Source organism: Dyella kyungheensis (assembly GCF_049913195.1).
GTDB classification, from domain to species: domain Bacteria; phylum Pseudomonadota; class Gammaproteobacteria; order Xanthomonadales; family Rhodanobacteraceae; genus Dyella; species Dyella kyungheensis.
The window spans coordinates 1430141-1450635 of sequence record NZ_CP183983.1; the positions used below are offsets into that span (position 1 = coordinate 1430141).

Here is a 20495-nt window from a genome sequence, read left to right on the forward strand (position 1 = left end):
TCATTCGTCCCGGCTACGTCTCAGGTTACATGCGCCCCAACGGAAAAGGCCCGGCACAGGGCCGGGCCTCGTGGCTTGCGGTGAGGCGACGATCAGAAGCTGGCGCGGACGCCCACGCTATAGGTCTGGGTGCTGTCGTTGTTCACGCGCACACCGCCGTGCAGCGCCCAGGTCTTGTCGAAGCTGTAGACCAGGCCGAAGGTGCCGTACACGTTGCCCATCACGCCTTCATCGCCGTTGCTGTAGCCGATATAGGCGTTGGCGGTGAGGTTGTCGGTGACGCGGCCCATCACGCCGGTATTGACCGACCAGATGTTGGCGGCGTCGCGGTAGCGCTCGCAGCCCCAGCCATCGAAGCAGCCGCGCAGGCTATAGCGATCATGCGTGTAGGCAACCTGCGTCACCCAGTCGGCGCGGCTGCCGATGCTGGCGGCGTAACCGAAGCCCAGCGACCAGGGACGGTCCTTGCCGCTGACGTGAAGGCCATCGTGGTCGCCGAGCTGGCGGTCGATGTAGCCCTTGTCGAGGCTGGTGTCGGTATAGCTGCCGAATACATGGAAATTATTGGCAAACTGATACGAACCGCTCAGCGACGCGCCATCGGCGTAAGCGCCATGTCCCGACTGGCTCACATTGACGTAATCCAGCTGCACATAGGTGTAGCCGATGCCGTTGCTGTCGGTGGCCTGGGCAGCGATAGGAGCGATGAAAGCGGCAAGCGCCATCGCCAGCAAGGTCTTCTTCATGCGGGTCTTCCTTGGGATTGAAAAGCGAACGGTCTGTGGGGTGCAGACTCGGCGCGCATTAGGCCAGCAGCGGGCAGGCGCGCACCATCGGAAGCCTCTGAAAAGGCTGGTGACCGTGCAATTCAGGGAACCTCTACGTCGTATCGGGGAAGGGGCGGATAGCGCCCCGGAGGTAACCGGGGTCGGCTTCGGGTCGAATAGGTCAAGAGGATCTGTGACGCCCGGATATGACTGCCACCTTGACCGCACCCCGCACGATAGGTCTAGATATCGTCCTTTCCCGCTGGGCTAGGACCGATTCCATCGTGAGCGATGCTGCAGCCCCCGACGGCGACACGCAGGAGCGCCAGCGCGCCGCGTGGATGGCTGCGGCGCAAGGCGGCGATCGTCGGGCCTATGAACGGGTGCTGGCCGCTTCCGTGCCGCTGATCCGCGCTGCCGCGCGACGTCAGGGCGTGGTGGTGGACCAACTGGACGACGTGGTGCAGGAAACCCTGCTCACCGTGCACCGGGTACGCCATACCTACGATCCGTCGCGCTCGTATGACGCATGGTTGTCGGCGCTGGCATCGCGGCGCGCCATCGACGCGCTGCGCAGCCAGGGGCGCCGCGGCAGCCGCGAGGTCCACGACGAGCTGGCCTATGACACGCATGCGGACGCGGACGACGCCACGGCGGCCGCGGAGCGCGAGCAAGAGGCGGGCCGCCTGCGCGAGGCCATCGCCTCGCTGCCGCCGGGCCAGCGCGAAGCCATCGAACAGCTCGGCCTGAAAGAGCGTTCGCTGGCCGAGGTATCCGCCGAAACAGGGCGCCAGACCGGTGCGCTGAAGGTCAACCTGCATCGCGCACTAAAGGCACTGCGCGCGCGTTTTCACGGAGAACCCTGAGCATCATGGCCGAACCCCGACTCCCCGAGTCACTGATCCAGTCGCTGGGCGAACAGCTCACGCCGGTGCGGCGACTGCCGCCCGCGTGGTTGCGCACGCTCGGCTGGCTGCTGGCAGTGGCGGTGATCGCGGCCGGCCTGCTGATGCACTACGGCGCCGGCCCGATGATGCATCGCTGGAGCGCGGCCCCCGATATCGCCATCGCCGGCGTGGGTGCGGTGATCACGGCGGTCAGTGCCGCCTGGGCAGCCTTCACCCTGGGTGTGCCGGGACGTTCCTGGCGCTGGGTCTGGCTGCCGTTGCCCAGCCTGTTGCTATGGGTAGGTGCCAGCGGGCTGGGTTGCATGCGCGACTGGCTGGGGCCGACCGCCCACATCGCCAAATTCAACGAGGCCAGCGATTGCCTGATCTTCATCATCAGCCTCTCGGTGCCCTTGTCGGCGCTGTTGATCTGGCTGCTGCGCCGCGCCTGTCCGCTGCGTCCGGTGCTGGCGGCGATCATGATCGGCCTGGCGTCGGCGGCGGCTTCCGCGGCCTTGCTCGAGATCTGCCACGCCTTTGCCGTAGCGGCCACCGATCTGCTCACCCACGCGATGGCCGTCGCCATCGTGGTGCTGGTCAATGCCGTCATGGGCGGCCGCCTGCTGCAGCCTGCATTGAAATAAAAGCAGCGTTTGAGGCATCCGCTCCAAGGTGCGTGATCCCCTGAAAACAGGCTGCTGCGTCGCAGCAGCCGTGTGTTGCGTCAAGGCGCTGGCGGGTGCCGCGCAGGCAGGCGATCGACGACTGCCACAGCGAGAAGCAGGCGGATGCATCGCGCCGCCTCGCACCATCGCATGCACCGCAACAATCGCAATTTATTGCTGCCGCGCAGCCCGTATTGCAACTGAATGGCCGTCATTGCGTGAGACAACCAAGGGCCATGCATGGGTATAGGCTGCGCAGCGGAAGGACCGGCAATGATTATCTTCGCCGCCGGTTTGCCGTCGTCGTTCGGCAAGGACGATCACGGTTGTTGCATGGAAGTGCGGCCCCACCGCACGGTTACCTCACCGCTTCTGGAGACACCTACCCATGAAAGTTTCCCGTTACGCCGTACTCGCCTTCGCGACCGCCACCGTGTTCGGCCTGGCCATGTCGCCGGTCATGGCACAGAACAGCGCGCCGCAGTCGACCCCGCCGCAGTCGAGCCAGGATGCGATGAAGTCCAGCTCGGACGCGATGAAGTCCAGCAGCGACTCGATGAAGAGCGATTCGATGAAGAGCGACTCGATGAGCAGCGACGCCATGAAGAGCGATCCCAGCCAGACGCATCACAAGAAGCAGCACAACAAGAAGAGCGGCGCGCCCGCCTCGTCGTCCAGCGCCGGTCACTGATACCGACGCGCGGAGAAGTGAGGCTCTTCCCGCGAGGGGAGAGCCTCTTTTTTTCCATGGACCGGGCCGCAGCGATTGCTGTCACGGAAGGCATTTGTTGCCGTTCAGGGCGAGGCGAGCGGGCGTTCTTAAAAGCGACGCTGGCCGTCGCCAGCCCCGCCAGGGAGGCGCCCGCGGTCCAGGCGGTTCGACCGGTTGACATGGGCTTCAAACTGGTCCGGTATACTGCGGGTGCGCCATCCCGCGCGTCGATCCCGCATCGAGGCAAAAGCACTTGAGTCAGACTGCCAAGCGCAGCACCAAATCCGCCACCACGGCGGTCGTTCGTCAGCAAGTCATCAACGCGCTGGACGAATTGAAGGCCAAGGACATTCGTGAAATCGACGTCCGCGGCAAGACCTCCATCGCCGATCTGCTGGTCATCGCTTCCGGCACCTCCGCGCGCCACGTCAAATCCATCGCCGACGAAGTCGTCAAGTTCGCCAAGCAGGCGGGCGTGATGCCGCTCGGCGTGGAAGGCGAGCGCGAAGCCGAATGGGTACTGGTGGACCTGGGTGACGTGATCGTTCACGTCATGCTGCCGCGCATTCGCGAGTTCTATGGCCTGGAAAGGCTGTGGACCGTGGGTGATCGCGAAGTAGACACCGAAGTCGCCAACGCGGGCTGATGGCCTGCGCGCTGGCGGCGAATGCCGCGCTCCGTTCCACGGGCGCGGCTTCCCCCTTGTTTCCCCGATTTTTGGATCGTGATTCATGCGCGCCCGCCTGATCGCCGTCGGTGAACGCATGCCTGCGTGGGTAGCCGAAGGCTTTGCCGAATACCGCAAGCGACTATCGCACGAGCTTCCGCTGGAATTGATCGAGCTCAAGCCCGGCACTCGCGGCAAGGGGCGCGATGATGCGCGCGCGATCCAGGATGAAGGCGCTGCGATGCTGGCTGCGTTGCCGCGCGACATCCACGTGGTTGCGCTCGATGGGCGCGGCAAGACCTGGTCCAGCGAAGAGCTCGCCGCGCAGCTGGCCAAATGGCGCATGTCCGGACGCGATATCGCGTTTCTCATCGGCGGTCCCGACGGCCACGCGCCTGAGGTGTTGCAGCGGGCCGATCAATCGTGGTCGCTGGGGCCGCTGACGCTGCCGCACATGCTGGTGCGGCTGGTGCTGGCCGAACAGCTCTATCGCGCCACCACCTTGCTGGCGGGACACCCGTACCACCGCGCTTAAGCCGTGGCTTCATCCGCCAACGGCGAGGGCGTCGTCCGATGTGCCGCCCGAGCGTTTTTTCCCTCGAAAGTGGTCATAGGCGCGCCTGGGACGCCCACGCATACTGGCTTCAACACGCCATTGCGAGGATCCGCGCATGTCCGTCCCGGTACGCCAGGCCACCATTCACGACCTCGACCGGATCGCGCCGCTGTTCGACGCGTACCGGGTGTTCTATGGCCAGCCGACGGATATCCCGCGCGCCACGCAATTCCTGCGCGAACGCTTTGCGCATCACGACTCGGTGGTGCTGCTGGCGACGGATGAGGAGGGCGCGGGGGCGGGATTCGTGCAGCTGTATCCGATCTTTTCCTCGGTGCGCACGGCACGCATTTACCTGCTCAATGATCTTTTTGTCGCAGCGGGCATGCGCCGACGCGGTGTGGCTGCGACCTTGATGCGCGAAGCGGTGGACTTCGCGCGTGCGGTGGGCGCATCGGGCATGACCCTCGCCACGGCGCACACCAACGCGCCCGCGCAGCGTTTGTACGAGTCGTTGGGGTGGACGCGCGATGACGAATTTCGCGAGTACACCATTCGGTTCTGAGTTGCTCCGATTCTGAAAACATCGACCATCGTCGGGCTTGCCAGGAGTTCGAGGTTTCCGCGCGCTACCATCTGATGCTTGCCGTGCAGGAGATATCACATGGACAAGCGCATTCGTCATGCAGGACTGGCCGCCAAGGTGACCACGGCGGCCCACGCCGCCGAGCGGATCGATCACGGCATGACCATCGGCATGAGCGGTTTCACCGGCGCGGGTTATCCGAAGGCCGTGCCGCAGGCGCTGGCCGCGCGCATGGTGGCGACGCACGAGCGTGGCGAGCCGTTTCGCGTGCGCATGCTGACGGGCGCTTCCACGGCGCCGGAACTCGATGGCGCGCTGGCGCGTGCCGACGGCATCGATCTGCGCCTGCCGTACCAATCCGATCCGGAACTGCGTGCGCGCATCAATCGCGGCGAGATGGATTATCTGGACGTCCATCTCAGCCATGTCGCCCAGTACGCGTGGTTCGGTTTCTTCGGCAAGGTCGATCTGGCGGTGATCGAGGCGGCGGCGATCATGCCCGACGGCAGCCTGCTGGCCTCGTCATCGGTGGGCAACAACAAGACCTGGCTCGATCTGGCGGACAAGGTGATCGTCGAGGTCAACCACTGGCAGCCGCTCGAACTGGACGGCATGCACGACATCTACTACGGCACTGCCTTGCCGCCGAATCGCCGGCCGATTCCGTTGCTCAAGCCGGACGACCGCATCGGCGAGAAATATCTTCGACTCGACCCCGACAAGGTCATCGCGGTGGTGGAGACGAACGCGCCCGACCGCAACAGCGCGTTCGCGCCGCTGGACGATTGCTCGCGCCAGATCGCCGGTCACCTGATCGATTTCTTTCGCCACGAAATCGCCAAGGGTCGTCTGTTGCCGCAATTGCTGCCGCTGCAATCGGGCGTCGGCAATATCGCCAATGCCGTGCTGGCGGGTTTGCGCGACGGCGGCTTCCGCGAACTGAGCGCATACACCGAAGTGATCCAGGACGGCATGCTCGATCTGCTGCAGGACGAGGTGCTGTCGGTGGCATCCGCCACGTCGTTCTCGCTGAGCCCTGCCGGCATCGAGCGCTTCCTCGCCAACATCGACTTCTTCCGCCAACGCATCATCCTGCGCACGCAGGAGATCTCCAATCATCCGGAACTGGTGCGACGCCTGGGCTGCATTGCGATGAACGGCATGGTGGAGGCGGATCTCTACGGCAACATCAATTCCACCCACGTGGCCGGCACCAGCATCATCAACGGCGTCGGCGGTTCGGGTGATTTCGCGCGCAACGGCTTCCTGTCGTGCTTCCTCACCCCGAGCACGGCCAAGAACGGTGCGGTGTCGTGCATCGTGCCGATGGTGAGCCATGTCGACCACACTGAGCATGATGTTTCCGTGATCGTCACCGAGCAGGGGCTGGCCGATCTGCGCGGCCTGTCGCCGCGGCAGCGTGCCAAGGTGGTGATCGAACGCTGCGCGCATCCGGGCTACCGCCCGATGTTGCAGGATTATTTCGACCGCGCCATGCAGCACAGCCGCGGCAAGCACACGCCGCATCTGTTGCAGGAGGCACTTTCCTGGCACCAGCGTTTCCTCGACAGCGGCGATATGAGACCTTAGGCGTTCTTGTCGCCACTGGAGCTGCTTCAATGCTCTATCTCGCTTCCCAATCGCCGCGCCGTCGTCAGTTGCTCGAGCAGATCGGCGTCACCTTCCGCATTGTCGACGTCGACGTTCCCGAACACCGCACGCTGGGCGAGTCGCCGCGCGACTACGTGAGCCGCGTGGCGCGCGAAAAGGCCCGCGCCGGCCTGGCCGTTTTGGAAGAACACGGCGCGGCCGTGCTGGGTGCCGACACCGAAGTGGTGCTCGATGACGAAGTCTTCGGCAAGCCCGACGATGCCGAGGACGCTGCCGTGATGCTGCGTCGCTTGTCGGGGCGCGTGCATGAGGTGATTTCCACCGTGTGGCTGGTGACGCGTTCGGGCGAATGGTCCGATACCAGCCTGTCGCGCGTGACCATGCCGACCCTGGACAACGCCACCATCACCGCCTACATCGCCACCGGCGAGCCCTTCGGCAAGGCCGGTGCCTACGGCATCCAGGGTCATGGCGCCAAGCTGATCGAACATCTGGATGGCAGCCATTCCGGCGTCATGGGCATGCCGATTTACGAGACGGCGCGCCTGCTGCGTTCGCACGGGTTGATCGGCGCCTGATCGACGCCGGCGACCGCTATTGGCTCATCACGAACCACGACACCACCGCCAGCAGGTTGTTCATGCCGTGCGCCACCACGGCCGGCCAGATCGAGCCCGATTGCACGCGCAGCCAACCCAGGATGAGGCCGAGCAGCGCAAGATTGGGCAAGGCATACCAGAGGAACGACAAGTCAGGCAGGTGCACGCAGGCGAACAGCAGGGCGGACAGCACGATGGCCACGCCATTGCCGGTGTAGCGCGCCACGGCCGACAACAACACGCCGCGAAACAGCAGTTCTTCCACCACCGGCCCGATGCTGACTACCAGCAGTGCCAACGGCAGGCGCAACGCCAGCGAGGTATGGGCACCCAGCTGCTTGATGTCCTGGCTGACCTCATGGCCTTGCGCCAGCCACTGCGTAAGCACTCCGCCGACGATCGGCATCATCACGCCCGCGGCGAGCGCCGCTACGTAAAAAGTGGGATGTGGAGAAGAAGTGAAGCCCAGTCCGGGCGGATCGCCGACGGCCCATTGCTGCGGCCACCAGCGGCGGCCCAGATGCACCACCACCGCGGCTGAAATCAGCAACGTGATCATCACGGCCGCGGCCGTCATGTCCGATTGGCCCAGCCAATGGCGGCCCAGCGGGATGATGTCGCCCGGTGCGCCACCCTCGCGCAGCGCGACGATGACCCCGGCGCCCAGCGCGAGCGCGCTGCCCACGGCAAGCTGCAGGGCGAAATACAGGGCGATCAGGGCGATGGCATGGCCCAGGGCTGGCGCGCGCGATGCGGGGTGTGGCGGCGAAACGGGTGGATCGGTCAGGCGGTTCGCATCCATCGAAGACATTCCAGGGCGCACGCGCGCAGTAGTTGCGTCAGCAGGTTTCGCGCTCACCGGCTGACAGGGTCACGCTAGACCCTGCTGCGGCGTGTGCCAATCCTGTCCTTTGGCACGGTTCGCCGGCCGCCTGTCATCGTCTTCGCCACGCTGCCTTGTATAGTGGCGGGACGTTCCAAGGAGGAAATCGGCGCTCAGGCGCCAGCCCATGTTTGCATTCGACTGGCTGTCCGACCCGACTGCCTGGGCAGGTCTACTCACCCTCGTGGTGCTGGAGATCGTGCTCGGCATCGACAATCTCGTCTTCATCGCGATCCTCGCCGACAAGCTGCAGTCGAAGGAGCGCGACAAGGCCCGCGTGCTTGGCCTCCTGCTGGCCCTGATCATGCGACTCGCGCTGCTGGGCGCGATGTCGTGGCTGGTCAAACTCACCACGCCCATCCTTCAACTCGGCGCGATCTCGCTCTCGTGGCGCGACATCATCCTGCTGCTGGGCGGCGCGTTCCTGCTGTTCAAGGCCACCATCGAGCTGCATGAGCGGCTGGAGGCCAGCGACCACGACGAAGCGGCCAAGCGGACGCACGCGCGGTTCTGGCTGGTGGTGGCGCAGATCGTGGCACTCGATGCGGTGTTCTCGCTCGATTCGGTGATCACCGCCGTGGGCATGGTCGATCACCTGTCGGTGATGATGATCGCCGTGGTGGCGGCGATGATCCTGATGATCAGCGCCAGCAAGCCGCTCACCAGTTTCGTCAATTCGCGACCGACGGTGGTGATCCTGTGCCTGTCGTTCCTGTTGATGATCGGTTTCAGCCTGGTCGCGGAAGGCTTCGGTTTTCATATTCCGAAGGGCTATCTGTACGCGGCGATCGGCTTCTCCATCCTGATCGAAGTGTTCAACCAGACCATGCGCCGCAACCGCCAGCGCAGCCTGCTGGGCAGCGCGCGCACGATGCGCGACCGCACCGCCCTGGCCGTGCTGAATCTGCTGGGCGCAGGCGGCGACGATGAAGACGCCACGCCCAAAACTACGGCGGCCAACCCCGAGGGCAGCGTCGCCGTGTTCGGCAAGGACGAACTGGCGATGGTGCAGGGCGTGCTGGATCTGGCGCACCGGCCGGTGCGTTCGATCATGACGCCGCGCCCGGAAATCAACTGGATCGATCCGCGCGAGAACGCCGAACAGCTTCGCGCCGAAGTCACCGCGTCCAGCCACGCGTGGCTGCCCGTAGCGGGCGACGATCTCGATCAACTGGTCGGCGTGGCGTCCTCGCGCGACCTGTTGGCTAGCCTGCTGGAACACGGCCAGATCGATGTGGAACAGGTCGTGCGCAAACCGCTCACGGTGCTCGAATCGCTGAGCGTGTTGCGCCTGATCGAGGAATTCCGCCGCTCGCCGCTGCAGGTCGCCTTGGTGGTGGACGAGTACGGCAGCGTGCTCGGCCTGGTCACACCCACCGACGTGCTCGAAGTGATCGCCGGCGAATTTCCCGACGACAGCAGCGGCGATCCCGCCGCCGTGCAGGAAACCGACGGTACCTGGGTGCTGGATGCCAGCCTGGATCTGCGCCGCGTCGAACACCTGCTGGGTTTGAAGCTCACCGGCGACGACAGTTTCTCCACGCTCGCCGGCTACGTGCTGCAACAGCTGGGACGTCTGCCCAGCGTGGGCGATACGTTCAGCAGCGAAGGCCTGCATTTCGAAGTGGTGGGCATGGATGGCGCGCGCATCGAGCGCCTCAAGGTGGCTTCGGTGGAATGAGGTGAGGCCAGTCCGCACAGGGTGCGCTCCCACAGGCACGGCAGTTGTGGGAGCGCAGCCTGTGCGTGACTGGATTTGCCTCAACCTATCATCACCGCGCGCACCAGGCCGATCACGCCCAATACCAGCATCACCGCCCAGGCCGCGGACGAAAGCAGAAAGCCGCCGCTGCGTTTGGCCGCCTCTTTCAGATAAGCCACCGCGTACCACACCCGGCCGACCACCCAGACCAGGCCAGCCACGCTGGCCCATAGCGGGTAGCCATACTGGACGGCCAGCCACAGCGTGGGCAGGAAGATCACCGTAGCTTCGAGGGTGTTCATCTGCACCCGCCACGCGCGCTCGAACGCCGCATGGCCGCTGATCGCCGGCGCCTGGATGCCGTATTTGCCGCGCGCATGGCCGGTCGCCCAGAGGGTGCCGACTTGCAGCAGGACGGTGAGCAGTACGACGACGGCAGGCAGGTGCTGGATCATGAGGGGCGTCTCGGAGAAAGGTCGCCCACTGTAGCCATCGCGTGCCAATGGCGGGAGAGGGCGCGAGGCGCTATCGTCATGCGACCCCAAGGACTTGCGAGGGCCCTCCTATGGATTGGCAGAAAGGCGAACGCAGCCAGAACGTCGAAGTCGATTCCGGCGGTGGCGGTGGCGGACCCCGCTTCGGCGGCGGTCGCGGCATGGGCATTGGCGGCATCGTGGTGCTGGCCATCCTGGGCCTGGTGTTCTTCAAGGATCCCACCGCGTTGCTGGGCCAGGCCGATAGCGGCGGCCAGCAGGTGGCCGCGCCCAGCGGCCAGCCCGCACAGGTCGATCCGCAGACCAAGGACTTCGTCAGCGCCATCCTCGGTTCGACCGAGAAGACCTGGGGCGACATCTTTGCGGCGCATGGCCGCCAGTACGTCGATCCCAAGTTGGACCTGTTCAGCGGCGGCGTGAATACAGCCTGCGGCGCGGCATCGACCGCGGTGGGTCCGTTCTATTGTCCGGGCGACCAGCGGGTCTACCTGGATGTGTCGTTCTTCCGTGAGTTGGAAAGCCGTTTCCATGCTTCCGGCGATTTCGCCCGGGCGTACGTGATCGCCCATGAAGTGGGTCACCACGTGCAGAACCTGCTGGGCGTGTTCGACCAGGTCGAGCAGGCACGTCGACGCGGCGCGCGCATGGAAGGGGCCGACGGCCTGTCCGTGCGGCAGGAATTGCAGGCCGACTGCTTCGCCGGCGTGTGGGCCAACCACAGCCAGCAGCGCCTGCAATGGCTGCAGCCGGGCGACATCGAATCGGCGCTCAACGCGGCCAGCAAGATCGGCGACGATGCGCTCCAGCAGCAGGCGCAGGGCAGGGTGGTGCCGGACTCGTTCACGCATGGCACCTCGGCGCAGCGAGTGAAGTGGTTCCGCGCGGGCTTCGACAGCGGCGAGATCGGCAGCTGCAATACTTTCGCGGGTACGCCGTAAAAGCGAGGCTGCCAGGTTCACCTCAAAGTTTCCTATCCCTCACCGTCATTCCGGCCTGTGCCGGAATGACGAGCAAAGCATCGAAGGCCCGCCATGCGGGCCTTCGGCGTTCTAGAATGCGCGTCTGACGCCTCGGGGGGCGTACGTCGAACGATCTGCATGCTGCATCCCTGCCTGAGTTGCGGTGCCTGTTGCGCCTTTTTCCGCGTGGCCTTTCATTGGTCAGAGGCGGATGCGTCGCTGGGCGGAGTAGTGCCGCCCGAACTCACCGACACGCTCGATCCGCATCGCCTGGTGATGCGCGGCACGCAGGCCTCGCGGCCGCGCTGTGTCGCCTTGCAGGGCGTGGTGGGCGAAGCGGCGCATTGCGGCATCTACGAGCAGCGGCCGTCGGTGTGCCGCGAAGTGGAGCCGTCATGGGAGTTCGGCCGTCCCAGTGCGCAGTGCGACAAGGCGCGGCTGGGACACGGCTTGCCTGCACTGACCCCGGCGGACTGGCCGGCGGCGGATCAGCGCGACATCAGCGGATTGGCCTCGTTCTGAAAGGCCAGCGCGAACTGCTTGAGGTCGGCTTCGTTGACGTCGGAAATGACCACGTAATGCATGCCGTCGCCGGTCCAGCGGATCACCGTGTAGCCGTGTTCCTGCGTCGTCGCCTGGGGCACTGAGCCGCCTTCCGCGGGCCATTGGAACAGGTTGATCACGTGCAGGCGGCGCTTGTAGACCAGCGCGGCCACGCTGTGTCCTTCCAGCGCATCCAGGCGGCCGCCCACCAGCGGGAATCCTTCGCCGGCCAGGTCTTTCACGCGCGGCGAGAAATCGAGCTTGCCCTCGAACCACGGCTTCACCGTGTGCTGGTCGGTCGAGACCACATCCATCAGGTGCTCGCCCTGCAGCGAACGGACATGGCCGGAAATCGCCTGGGCCACGATCGCGTCGCCAGTCCCGCGCGTCGGCATCCAGTGCAGCCACGCAGGCACGGAAAGCAGCACCGCGGCGGCGAAGCCGGCCGCCGCTGCCCAGGCCACCGGCGCGCGGCGTCGCACCGGCAGCGGCACCACCGTGGATGCCGCCGGCGGCGTGGTCCACTGGGCGCGCAACGCATCGGGCGCGCGGCGATAAAGCGTGGGTTCGGACAAGGCCTTCTGCATGATGGCGTAGGTCTCGTAGCGCGCCTTGCAGGCGCTGCATTCGCTGAGATGGCGAGCCATGGCGGCGCTGTCGGCTGCATCCAGCTCGTCGTCGAGATAGGCATGCAAAAGCAGCCCGGCGTCATCGCACATCATGACGACGTACCTCCTTGGGCCGGCAGGTGAGTTCGTCCCGCAAGCGTTCGCGGGCACGTGCAAGACGGGACATCACCGTGCCGATCTTCTGTTCGGTGATGGCCGCGATTTCCTTGTATGAGCATTCTTCGAGTTCGCGCAATACCAGCACTTCGCGCAGCGGCGGCGGCAATTTTTCCAGCGCCGCCTGCAGGGCGCCCACGTCGACGGCGAGCAGGGTGAGGGTTTCGGGCGACGGGCCGTCGTCCACCAGCGGATGCTTCACGTCGTCCAGTTCGTCGTGCAGGGCGTCGTGCGGTGCGTGGCTGCGCAGCGTGTAGAACGTGTTGCGCACGATCGCCAGCAGCCACACGCGTACGTCGCCGCCATGGAAGCTGTCGAAGTAACGCAGCGCGCGCAGCATGGCTTCCTGCACCACGTCCTGCGCATCGGCCGGGTTGCGTGCAAGCCAATGCGCAAGGTTGTGGGCCGCATCGAGATACGGCACCACCTGCGCCTCGAAGCGGACGCTTCGGGCGGCATCGGTTCCTCTTGGACTGGCGTTCGGCTCGGTCGGCATGAGAGGGAATACCTTCGGTCGGGCCACTTTATTCCATCGCGATTTTTGGCGCCCGTGCCGGGAATAGACCCGGTCATGGCCGGGTATTGGGGTAAGGGCCGTGGGCAAGGTGCCTGCCGCCATTACCGGAGATTCGACCATGCAAGACATCGAAGACCGCGATACCGAAGGCCGCCGCCATTTCCTCAAATGCATGGCCTGGGCGGGCACCGGCACGTTGTGGCTGATGCACGGCGGCGTGCTGAAAGCCCAGCCGTTGACGACCCAGGGGGCCACCGCTGTCACCGACGCCACCTTCAGCTTCGTGCAGATCAGCGACTCGCATATCGGCTTCCACAAGGCGCCGAACATGGACGTGGCCGGCACGCTGCGCCAGTCGCTGGCGATGATCAACGCGCAGAAGAAGGAGCCCGATTTCGTCCTGCATACAGGCGACCTTACGCATCTGTCGCGACCGGAGGAATTCGACGCGCTGTCCGGCATCATGCAGGACGCGCGCATGGCCAAGGTGTTCTACGTGCCCGGCGAACACGACGTGATCGGCGACAACGGCGCCGAATTCTTCCGCCGTTTCGGCGAACGCCAACAGAGTGGCGGCTGGTACAGCTTCGACCACCATGGCGTGCATTTCGTTGGACTCGTCAATGTGCTGAATCTGAAAGCCGGTGGCCTGGGTTCGCTCGGCGCCGATCAACTGGCCTGGCTGAAGAAGGATCTCGCCGGACTTTCAGCGGACACGCCGCTGGTGGTGTTCGCGCACATGCCGCTGTGGCCGCTGTATCCCGATTGGGGCTGGGGCACGGACGACAGCAACGAAGCGGTGAGTTATCTGCGCCGCTTCGGTTCGGTGAGCGTGCTCAACGGGCACATCCATCAGATCCAGCAGAAAGTGGAGGGCAACATCACCTTCTACACCGCGCGCTCCACCGCCTATCCGCAACCTGCACCCGGTGCGGCGTCGGCGCCGGGACCGCTGAAGGACGTGGCGCCGAACGACCTGCATCGTTATCTGGGCATCCGCGACATACGCCACGTGCAGGGCAGCCACGCACTCGCCGTGACCGAAGAGGTGATGGTATGAACGTGATGAGCTGGATGCTGGTGGTGATCTCCGCGCTGGTGCTGTCCACGGCAGCGCTTTCGCCGGTGATGGCGGCGAATGCCGCGATGGCGACGCCGGCCAAACCGATCGCAGTGGATATCCGGGACTTCACCTTCGCCCCGAAGACCTTGACCGTGTCTGCCGGCACCCGCGTGGTATGGACCAATCGCGACGAGGAACCGCACGTCGTGGTCAGTGCAGGCAATCAGTTTTCGCCCTCACGCGCGCTCGATACCAGCGACAGCTACGCGGTGACGTTCGATCACGCCGGGACCTACACGTACTACTGCGCGATGCATCCGATGATGGTGGGCACCGTCATCGTGAAGTGAGCGCGTTGTCGAAGCGGTAGATATCCATCGCGAGCAAGCCGTATTCGATGCCGGCATCGATGCGCTGGGCGTGCGCGCTTTCACCGGCCGCACCCAGCGCCACGAACAGCGGCAGCAGGTGTTCGTCGGTGGGATGCGCACGCTCGGCAAACGGTGCCTGTCGACGATAGTCGAGCAGGGCGGCGACATCGCCTTCGGAGAGTTTCTGCTCGATCCACTCGATGAACGGACGCACGTACGGCGCTTCGCGTTCCTCGCTGTAACCCGCGCGGAAATCGTGCAGATTGTGCGTGATGCTGCCCGACCCGATCACCAGCACGCCGTCGTCACGCAGCGGCGCCAACGCACGGCCCACGGCGTACTGATGAGCCGGCCCCAGTTGCGGCTGGATGGACAAGGGAACGACAGGGATGTCGGCCTCGGGATAGAGCAGCCGCAGCGGCACCCAGGCGCCGTGGTCCAGGCCCTGGGTCGGATCGAGCGCAGTGGGCAGTCCAGCCTTGTCCAACAGTTCGGTCACCCGCGCGGCCAGTGCAGGCTCGCCCTTCGCCGGATACTGGATATCGAACAGCGCCTGCGGAAAACCGTAGAAATCGTGGATGGTCTCCGGACGCGTTGCGCCACCCACGTGCGGCTGGCGCGCGAGCCAATGGGCGGTGGCAATCACGATGGCCCTGGGTCGCGGCAGTTCACGCGCGAGCTCGGCCAGCCGTTCGCCCACGAGACGAGGCTGGATCGCGGTCATGGGCGAACCGTGGGAGATGTATAGGCTGGGAAGGGGACTCATGGTGGCGTACCTCTGGGGACCACCTTAGGGTAGGGATTTCGCGGGCGATTGCAGCGGGTGCTGGGTGAACGATGCGTCGCTGGGATGGAACGATGGTTGGGGTGGTCATTCCGGCGCGAGCCGGAGGCGCTTTTCAACAGCCGAATGACTGGTCACCGGTAGCGGTGCGCTGCGATTGCCGCGTTCCCGCGACCGGGCCGCTTACGCAGCGGGCGTTTCGATCGGCTGCCGCCGCTCGAGTTACTTTTCTTTGCTGGTCCACGCATGCGCAGGAGCGCATGCGAACGGCGAAGCCGGCCCGAAGGGCGGAGGGCAGGATGCCCGGAGTAAAGAAAAGTAACCCAAAGAAATGGCCCCTAAAACTGGCAGCATCGTGTTGAATCCAAGCGCGAACGCTCGAGGCGCGTCCCACCGGATCTCCATGGGAGGGTACCCCAGGGGTACTTCCAAGCGCGGCGCAACGCGCCCGAATCGCTGAGGACTTAAAGCGGAGGCTCGCTTCGCATCACTCTTGGCTTCTCTTCGCGATGCACATCACTTCTCCCTCTGCCCGCCGGGGAGAGGGCCGGGTGAGGGGCGGGTGCTCGCGGGAATCTGTGTCCTTTTCTGTGGGAGCGCACTCTGTGCGCGACAGTCACGCTGGGATGTATCGCTCCGTAGGTTTGTCGCGCACAGGGTGCGCTCCCACAGTAAATCTGCAGATCTTGGCTCTTGGCTCTTGGCTCTTGGCTCTCGGCTTGGCTCTTGGCTCTCAGGGGACCCCGTATGACGCGGCGGGTGGGTGGAGGAAAGCCCGAAGGGTGGCCCGCATGGATGCGGGCCAGTTTTTCGCCAGGGCAGGAAGCCCTGTCGAAAAACCCCGGAGCCCACCCGCGCACCTGGAGGGCCAAAGGCCCGGAAGGCGCGTCATCCGGGGGCCTTCTCTTTGGTTACTTTCTCTTGGGCAAGCAAGAGAAAGTAACCCGGCCTCCGGCAGGAGGACGGAAGCCCGCGGCAGGCGAGCCAGGTCGCGATCACGCGACAACCGAAGACTGACGAAACTGGATGACCAGCCTTCGGCTGTAGAAAAGCGCCTCCGGCCCTCGCCCCCTTTTCGGGGTGCGCCGGGATGACGAGCAATAAACCCGTCGCGCTTACTTCGCGCGACGCGGCCCCTTATTCCCACCCGCACCATGCCCCTGCGGCCGCGGCTTCCCGCCGCCCGGCTTCTTGTTGAAGCCGCCACCCGGACGGAATCCACCACCCGCGCGACGCGGAGCGGCATCGCCGGCGCCGCTGTCATCGCCGTCCCACGGCTTGATGCGCAGCTGCTGCTGGCTCACCCACACCTTCTGCAGGTGCTGGAACACTTCGGCCGGCATGCCATCGGGCAGGTCGATCAGGCTGTATTCGCCGCGGATGCTCAGGCGGCCGATGTGGCCGCTTTCCAGGCCCGCTTCGTTGGCAATGGCGCCGATGATGTTGCCCGGCTTGACGCCGTGCTCATGGCCCACTTCCACGCGATAGGTGCGCTTGCCTTCTTCCGTGTTGTGCGCGCGCACCGGGCGCGGCGTGAAATCGCGCTGACCGCCGTCGCGATCATGCGGACGGTGCTCGCGTTCGCCGCGATGTTCGCGGTGCTCGCGATCGCCACGGTCACGGCCATGCTCGCGACCCTGCGGTTCGCGCGGGGTGAATTCGCGCTTGGGCGGCGGCGTGAGCAGCAGCGGCTGGTTGCCCTGGGCGATGCGCGCCAGTGCGGCAGCGATCTCGATCGCGGGAATGTTGTGTTCCTGCTCGTACTGCTCGATCAGCTGCTGGAACAGCTGCAGTTCGCCCACCGCGATGGTGTCGCTGATGCGCTGCTTGAACTTGGCGATGCGCACGTCGTTGACCGCTTCCACGGTCGGCAACTTCATCTCTTCGATCGGCTGGCGCGTGGCACGCTCGATCGCGCGCAGCATGCCCTTCTCGCGTGGCGTCACGAACAGGATCGCTTCGCCGCTGCGGCCGGCACGGCCGGTGCGGCCGATGCGGTGCACGTAGCTTTCGGTGTCGTACGGGATGTCGTAGTTCATCACGTGGCTGATGCGTTCCACGTCCAGGCCGCGCGCGGCCACGTCGGTCGCCACCAGGATGTCGAGCTTGCCTTCCTTCAGCTGCTGGATCACCCGCTCGCGCTGGGCCTGCGCGATGTCGCCGTTGATGGCGGCAGCGGCGAGGCCGCGCGCCTGCAGCTTCTCGGCCAGTTCTTCGGTGGCCGACTTGGTGCGCGCGAAGATGATCATCGCGTCGAACGGTTCGGCCTCGAGGATGCGGGTCATCGCATCGAGCTTGTGCATGCCGCTGACGAACCAGTAGCGCTGGCGAATGTTCGCCGCGGTGGTGGTGGACGACTTGATCGTCACCTCGCGCGGGTCTTTCAGATGCTGCTGGGCGATCTTGCGGATCGGCGCCGGCATGGTGGCGGAGAACAACGCGACCTGGCGCTGCGGCGGCGTCGCCTGCAGCACTTTTTCCACGTCGTCGATGAAGCCCATGCGCAGCATTTCGTCGGCTTCATCGAGCACGAGGAACTTCAATTCGGACAGATCGAGCGTGCCGCGATCGAGATGGTCGATCACGCGGCCGGGCGTACCCACCACGATCTGCACGCCGCGCTTGAGCGAGTGCAGCTGCGGCCCGTAGCTCTGGCCGCCGTAGATCGGCAGCACCTGCAGGCCCGGCATGTGCGTGGCGTAACGCTGGAATGCTTCGGCCACCTGGATGGCCAGTTCGCGCGTCGGCGCCAGCACCAGCGCCTGCGGCTTGCCGGGCTTCAAATCGATGCGCGAAAGAATCGGCAACGCGAACGCGGCGGTTTTGCCGGTGCCGGTCTGCGCCTGGCCGAGCACGTCGCGGCCTTCCAGCAGCGGCGGAATGGTGGCGGCCTGGATCGGCGAGGGCGATTCGTAGCCGACGTCGGTGAGCGCGCGCAGCAGCTCCGGATGAAGGCCAAGCGCAGCAAAGCCGACGGCTGCCGGCTGGGAATCGGAAGACGGGGAGGACATGGGGAACCTCGACATGGCATGCACGAGGGCATGCGGGAGAATGCCGCTATTGTAGCAGGCTGACCCGGCCCGGCCGGGATTTTTGTGTCGCCTGAAGGCTAAATCGTGAGGATTATTCATGTCTGGACGTCTTGATGGTCGTGTCGCGCTGGTCACCGGCGCGTCTTCGGGGATTGGCGAGGCCACCGCATTGGGCCTGGCCGAGGCGGGCGCCAAGGTCGCCATTGCCGCGCGTCGGCGCGACCGGCTCGAAGCATTGGCGGCGAAGCTGCAGGCGCTGGGCGCCGACCCCATCGTGCTGGTGGCCGATCTGGCCGACGAGCACGAAGCCAAGCGCATCGTGGCCGAGACGGAGGCGCATTACGGCCGCCTGGACATTCTCGTGAACAATGCCGGCGTGATGTATCTGGAGCCGGTGGAAGAGGCCGATCTCGGCCGCTGGCGCCGGATGCTGGAACTCAACGTGCTCGGCCTCATCGCCTCGACGCAGGCCGCGTTGCCCGGCATGCGGCTGCGTCGCGACGGCCACATCGTGAACATCTCGTCGACGGCGGGGCGCGTGGCCAATCCGAATGCGGCGGCGTATTCGGCCACCAAGTTCGGCGTGGTGGCGTTTTCCGAGGCGCTGCGGCGCGAGGTTTACCAGCACAACATCCGCGTCACGGTGATCGAGCCCGGCGTGGTGGAAACCGAACTGCGCGATCACATCGGCCACGCCACCACCAAGGACAACCTCAACGCCTGGGCCGACAGCATGCGCCAGCTGCAATCGGTGGACGTGGCCGAGGCCATCGTGTTCTGCGTGTCGCGTCCGGCGCACGTCAACATCAACGAATTGCTGATGCGCCCGACCGACCAGGAGCGTTGAGCCAGGCGCATTATGATGGGCGGGTTCCGCCCATCCGAAGGATTCACCATGACAGGGATCGAAACGATCTCCGAGCAGCGCTGCCACGGCGGCGTGCAGGGGTTCTACCGCCATCATTCGGATCGCTGCGGCGGTCCGATGCGCTTTGCGCTGTTCCAGCCGCCGCAAGCGGCGCAGGAAGCGTGCCCGGTGCTGTACTTTCTTGCGGGCCTCACCTGCACCGAAGAGACCGCCACCATCAAGGCCGGCGCGCAGCGCGTTGCGGCGGAGCTGGGCTTGATCCTGGTGATGCCCGATACCAGTCCGCGCCAGACCGGGCTGGAGGGCGCCACCGGCGATTGGGAATTTGGCGAGGGCGCGGGCTTCTATGTCGACGCCACGCAGTCGCCGTGGTCGTCGCGCTTTCGCATGCACAGCTACGTGGTGGATGAGTTGCCCGCACTCATCGCGCAGCACTTTCCGGCGGACATCGCGCGCAGCGGCATCACCGGTCATTCGATGGGCGGCCATGGTGCGCTCACCATCGCTTTGCGCCATCGCGACAAGTACCGTTCCGTCTCCGCCTTCGCCCCGATCGTCGCGCCCAGCCAGGTGCCGTGGGGACAGAAGGCCTTCCCGCGCTACCTGGGCGACGACGCTGCGACATGGGCGCAATACGACGCCTGCGAACTCGTGCGCAAGCAGCGTTTCGACGGCACCATCCTGATCGACCAGGGCGAAGCGGATGGTTTCCTCACGACGCAGCTCAAGCCTGAGCTGTTCGACCAGGCCTGCGCGGAAGGCGGCCAGGCGCTGCTGTTGCGACGACACGCCGGTTACGACCACAGCTACTACTTCATCACCAGCTTCATCGACGATCATCTGCGTCATCACGCCTCGGCGCTGGGCCGCTCGTGAACGTACTGCATCCGATCACCACGCAACGCACCGTGTTGCGGCTGGTGGAAGTGGCCGATGCGTGGAAACTGCTGCGTTATCGCGAATACAACCGCGAGCACCTGGCGCCCTGGGAGCCATTGCGCGACGACGCGTACTACACGCTCGATCACTGCGTGCAGACGCTGGCCGAATCGCGCGAAGCGGTGCGGCTCGATCGCGCCTATCCGTTCTTCGCGATGGATCTGTCAGGCCAGGAAGTGCTCGCCTGCGTCACCTTTGCCAATGTCGTGCGCGGCGCCTTCCAGGCCTGTCACCTGGGCTACAGCGTCGCGTTGCGGCGGCAGGGCCAGGGGCTGATGCAGGAAGTGCTGGAAACAGCGCTGCCGTGGGCGTTCCACCAGTTGGACATGCATCGGGTGATGGCCAACTACATGCCGCGCAACGAACGCAGTGGGCGCCTGCTGGAACGTCTTGGTTTCGAGCGCGAAGGCTACGCCAAGCGCTATCTGCAGATCGCCGGCGTGTGGGAGGACCATGTGCTCACTGCACGCGTTCGCGAGCCGTGACCTGAGCAACGCGACGTCGC

General features: G+C 65.4%; 23 protein-coding genes. 16 read left to right on the plus strand and 7 right to left on the minus strand.

All coding sequences use genetic code 11. The annotated features are described in order from the left end of the window. Positions 1-92 precede the first annotated feature (92 nt). The gene (locus tag ACN9MB_RS06135) at positions 93-746 is read right to left on the minus strand and encodes a hypothetical protein (protein ID WP_426271128.1); all 654 of its coding nucleotides are present in this window, start codon (positions 744-746) and stop codon (positions 93-95) included. 362 nt (positions 747-1108) lie between these two features. Here ACN9MB_RS06135 and ACN9MB_RS06140 point away from each other — a divergent pair, with 362 nt between their 5' ends. The 8 genes from ACN9MB_RS06140 (at position 1109) to ACN9MB_RS06175 (ending at position 7029) form a co-directional block, all read left to right on the plus strand. Further along, the gene (locus tag ACN9MB_RS06140) at positions 1109-1633 is read left to right on the plus strand and encodes a sigma-70 family RNA polymerase sigma factor (RefSeq protein WP_239535535.1); all 525 of its coding nucleotides are present in this window, start codon (positions 1109-1111) and stop codon (positions 1631-1633) included. Between the two features lie 5 nt (positions 1634-1638). After that, complete coding sequence (locus ACN9MB_RS06145; protein ID WP_204635181.1) at positions 1639-2298, plus strand: NrsF family protein; 660 nt, start codon at positions 1639-1641, stop codon at positions 2296-2298. Positions 2299-2707: 409 nt separating this feature from the next. Continuing rightward, on the plus strand, positions 2708-3010 hold the full coding sequence (locus ACN9MB_RS06150) for a hypothetical protein (RefSeq protein WP_204635182.1): 303 nt from the start codon (positions 2708-2710) through the stop codon (positions 3008-3010). Between the two features lie 274 nt (positions 3011-3284). After that, positions 3285-3677, plus strand: a complete 393-nt coding sequence (gene rsfS / locus ACN9MB_RS06155; protein ID WP_204635183.1) for a ribosome silencing factor — start codon at positions 3285-3287, stop codon at positions 3675-3677. An 85-nt stretch (positions 3678-3762) separates the two neighbouring features. Beyond that, positions 3763-4233 (plus strand): 23S rRNA (pseudouridine(1915)-N(3))-methyltransferase RlmH, encoded by a 471-nt coding sequence (gene rlmH / locus ACN9MB_RS06160; RefSeq protein ID WP_426271129.1) that lies wholly within the window; start codon positions 3763-3765, stop codon positions 4231-4233. 136 nt (positions 4234-4369) lie between these two features. Then, a complete protein-coding gene (locus ACN9MB_RS06165; RefSeq protein ID WP_204635185.1) occupies positions 4370-4819 on the plus strand; it encodes a GNAT family N-acetyltransferase in 450 nt (149 codons plus the stop codon). A gap of 99 nt (positions 4820-4918) precedes the next feature. Further along, positions 4919-6430, plus strand: a complete 1512-nt coding sequence (locus ACN9MB_RS06170; protein ID WP_426271130.1) for an acetyl-CoA hydrolase/transferase family protein — start codon at positions 4919-4921, stop codon at positions 6428-6430. A 29-nt stretch (positions 6431-6459) separates the two neighbouring features. Beyond that, the gene (locus ACN9MB_RS06175; RefSeq protein WP_204635186.1) at positions 6460-7029 is read left to right on the plus strand and encodes a Maf family protein; all 570 of its coding nucleotides are present in this window, start codon (positions 6460-6462) and stop codon (positions 7027-7029) included. A 16-nt stretch (positions 7030-7045) separates the two neighbouring features. Here the strand turns inward: ACN9MB_RS06175 and ACN9MB_RS06180 are convergent, their stop codons facing one another. Next, positions 7046-7852: a CPBP family intramembrane glutamic endopeptidase gene (locus tag ACN9MB_RS06180; RefSeq protein WP_204635187.1), complete on the minus strand. Its 807-nt coding sequence runs from the start codon at positions 7850-7852 to the stop codon at positions 7046-7048. 208 nt (positions 7853-8060) lie between these two features. Between ACN9MB_RS06180 and ACN9MB_RS06185 the strand changes: the two genes are divergently transcribed. Further along, the gene (locus ACN9MB_RS06185) at positions 8061-9614 is read left to right on the plus strand and encodes a TerC family protein (protein WP_204635188.1); all 1554 of its coding nucleotides are present in this window, start codon (positions 8061-8063) and stop codon (positions 9612-9614) included. A gap of 80 nt (positions 9615-9694) precedes the next feature. Here ACN9MB_RS06185 and ACN9MB_RS06190 read toward each other — a convergent pair whose 3' ends face one another. After that, positions 9695-10090, minus strand: a complete 396-nt coding sequence (locus ACN9MB_RS06190; protein ID WP_426271131.1) for an MAPEG family protein — start codon at positions 10088-10090, stop codon at positions 9695-9697. Between the two features lie 110 nt (positions 10091-10200). Here ACN9MB_RS06190 and ypfJ point away from each other — a divergent pair, with 110 nt between their 5' ends. After that, positions 10201-11067 (plus strand): KPN_02809 family neutral zinc metallopeptidase, encoded by an 867-nt coding sequence (gene ypfJ / locus ACN9MB_RS06195; RefSeq protein WP_426271132.1) that lies wholly within the window; start codon positions 10201-10203, stop codon positions 11065-11067. 159 nt (positions 11068-11226) lie between these two features. Beyond that, a complete protein-coding gene (locus ACN9MB_RS06200; RefSeq protein ID WP_204635190.1) occupies positions 11227-11610 on the plus strand; it encodes a YkgJ family cysteine cluster protein in 384 nt (127 codons plus the stop codon). Here the strand turns inward: ACN9MB_RS06200 and ACN9MB_RS06205 are convergent. Further along, complete coding sequence (locus tag ACN9MB_RS06205) at positions 11577-12353, minus strand: anti-sigma factor family protein (RefSeq protein WP_426271133.1); 777 nt, start codon at positions 12351-12353, stop codon at positions 11577-11579. The genes ACN9MB_RS06200 and ACN9MB_RS06205 overlap by 34 nt on opposite strands. Then, the gene (locus tag ACN9MB_RS06210) at positions 12340-12912 is read right to left on the minus strand and encodes a sigma-70 family RNA polymerase sigma factor (protein ID WP_426271134.1); all 573 of its coding nucleotides are present in this window, start codon (positions 12910-12912) and stop codon (positions 12340-12342) included. Before ACN9MB_RS06210 ends, ACN9MB_RS06205 begins: the two co-directional genes overlap by 14 nt. Positions 12913-13051: 139 nt before the next feature. On the opposite strand from ACN9MB_RS06210, the gene ACN9MB_RS06215 reads away from it, so the two are divergent. Together ACN9MB_RS06215 and ACN9MB_RS06220 are read left to right on the plus strand one after the other, a co-directional pair. Then, positions 13052-13993, plus strand: coding sequence for a metallophosphoesterase family protein (locus ACN9MB_RS06215; RefSeq protein ID WP_426271135.1), 942 nt, complete (start codon positions 13052-13054; stop codon positions 13991-13993). Further along, on the plus strand, positions 13990-14346 hold the full coding sequence (locus tag ACN9MB_RS06220) for a cupredoxin domain-containing protein (protein WP_426271136.1): 357 nt from the start codon (positions 13990-13992) through the stop codon (positions 14344-14346). Before ACN9MB_RS06215 ends, ACN9MB_RS06220 begins: the two co-directional genes overlap by 4 nt. On the opposite strand, the gene ACN9MB_RS06225 is transcribed toward ACN9MB_RS06220, so the two are convergent. Next, positions 14333-15133, minus strand: coding sequence for a dioxygenase (locus tag ACN9MB_RS06225; protein WP_426271137.1), 801 nt, complete (start codon positions 15131-15133; stop codon positions 14333-14335). The two genes, ACN9MB_RS06220 and ACN9MB_RS06225, sit on opposite strands and share 14 nt — an antisense overlap. Before the next feature lie 1133 nt (positions 15134-16266). Beyond that, complete coding sequence (locus ACN9MB_RS06230) at positions 16267-18162, minus strand: DEAD/DEAH box helicase (protein WP_204635196.1); 1896 nt, start codon at positions 18160-18162, stop codon at positions 16267-16269. A gap of 118 nt (positions 18163-18280) precedes the next feature. On the opposite strand from ACN9MB_RS06230, the gene ACN9MB_RS06235 reads away from it, so the two are divergent. The 3 genes from ACN9MB_RS06235 to rimJ are packed head-to-tail and all read left to right on the plus strand — an operon-like array spanning position 18281 to position 20475. Next, on the plus strand, positions 18281-19030 hold the full coding sequence (locus tag ACN9MB_RS06235) for an SDR family NAD(P)-dependent oxidoreductase (RefSeq protein ID WP_204635197.1): 750 nt from the start codon (positions 18281-18283) through the stop codon (positions 19028-19030). Positions 19031-19078: 48 nt separating this feature from the next. Further along, entirely contained in the window at positions 19079-19927 is an 849-nt protein-coding gene (gene fghA, locus ACN9MB_RS06240; protein WP_426271138.1) for an S-formylglutathione hydrolase, read from the plus strand. Beyond that, positions 19924-20475 carry a ribosomal protein S5-alanine N-acetyltransferase gene (rimJ, locus tag ACN9MB_RS06245; protein WP_426271139.1) on the plus strand — a complete coding sequence of 184 codons (552 nt, stop codon included), beginning with the start codon at positions 19924-19926 and terminating at the stop codon, positions 20473-20475. Before fghA ends, rimJ begins: the two co-directional genes overlap by 4 nt. Positions 20476-20495 lie beyond the last annotated feature (20 nt).

Bases quoted from the DNA above. Each gene is read 5' to 3' on its own strand.
- ACN9MB_RS06135 (WP_426271128.1), bottom strand. From the start codon at position 746: ATGAAGAAGACCTTGCTGGCGATGGCGCTTGCCGCTTTCATCGCTCCT.
- ACN9MB_RS06140 (WP_239535535.1), top strand. From the start codon at position 1,109: ATGGCTGCGGCGCAAGGCGGCGATCGTCGGGCCTATGAACGGGTGCTG.
- ACN9MB_RS06145 (WP_204635181.1), top strand. From the start codon at position 1,639: ATGGCCGAACCCCGACTCCCCGAGTCACTGATCCAGTCGCTGGGCGAA.
- ACN9MB_RS06150 (WP_204635182.1), top strand. From the start codon at position 2,708: ATGAAAGTTTCCCGTTACGCCGTACTCGCCTTCGCGACCGCCACCGTG.
- rlmH (WP_426271129.1), top strand. From the start codon at position 3,763: ATGCGCGCCCGCCTGATCGCCGTCGGTGAACGCATGCCTGCGTGGGTA.
- ACN9MB_RS06165 (WP_204635185.1), top strand. From the start codon at position 4,370: ATGTCCGTCCCGGTACGCCAGGCCACCATTCACGACCTCGACCGGATC.
- ACN9MB_RS06170 (WP_426271130.1), top strand. From the start codon at position 4,919: ATGGACAAGCGCATTCGTCATGCAGGACTGGCCGCCAAGGTGACCACG.
- ACN9MB_RS06175 (WP_204635186.1), top strand. From the start codon at position 6,460: ATGCTCTATCTCGCTTCCCAATCGCCGCGCCGTCGTCAGTTGCTCGAG.
- ACN9MB_RS06180 (WP_204635187.1), bottom strand. From the start codon at position 7,852: ATGGATGCGAACCGCCTGACCGATCCACCCGTTTCGCCGCCACACCCC.
- ACN9MB_RS06185 (WP_204635188.1), top strand. From the start codon at position 8,061: ATGTTTGCATTCGACTGGCTGTCCGACCCGACTGCCTGGGCAGGTCTA.
- ACN9MB_RS06190 (WP_426271131.1), bottom strand. From the start codon at position 10,090: ATGATCCAGCACCTGCCTGCCGTCGTCGTACTGCTCACCGTCCTGCTG.
- ypfJ (WP_426271132.1), top strand. From the start codon at position 10,201: ATGGATTGGCAGAAAGGCGAACGCAGCCAGAACGTCGAAGTCGATTCC.
- ACN9MB_RS06200 (WP_204635190.1), top strand. From the start codon at position 11,227: ATGCTGCATCCCTGCCTGAGTTGCGGTGCCTGTTGCGCCTTTTTCCGC.
- ACN9MB_RS06205 (WP_426271133.1), bottom strand. From the start codon at position 12,353: ATGATGTGCGATGACGCCGGGCTGCTTTTGCATGCCTATCTCGACGAC.
- ACN9MB_RS06210 (WP_426271134.1), bottom strand. From the start codon at position 12,912: ATGCCGACCGAGCCGAACGCCAGTCCAAGAGGAACCGATGCCGCCCGA.
- ACN9MB_RS06215 (WP_426271135.1), top strand. From the start codon at position 13,052: ATGCAAGACATCGAAGACCGCGATACCGAAGGCCGCCGCCATTTCCTC.
- ACN9MB_RS06220 (WP_426271136.1), top strand. From the start codon at position 13,990: ATGAACGTGATGAGCTGGATGCTGGTGGTGATCTCCGCGCTGGTGCTG.
- ACN9MB_RS06225 (WP_426271137.1), bottom strand. From the start codon at position 15,133: ATGAGTCCCCTTCCCAGCCTATACATCTCCCACGGTTCGCCCATGACC.
- ACN9MB_RS06230 (WP_204635196.1), bottom strand. From the start codon at position 18,162: ATGTCCTCCCCGTCTTCCGATTCCCAGCCGGCAGCCGTCGGCTTTGCT.
- ACN9MB_RS06235 (WP_204635197.1), top strand. From the start codon at position 18,281: ATGTCTGGACGTCTTGATGGTCGTGTCGCGCTGGTCACCGGCGCGTCT.
- fghA (WP_426271138.1), top strand. From the start codon at position 19,079: ATGACAGGGATCGAAACGATCTCCGAGCAGCGCTGCCACGGCGGCGTG.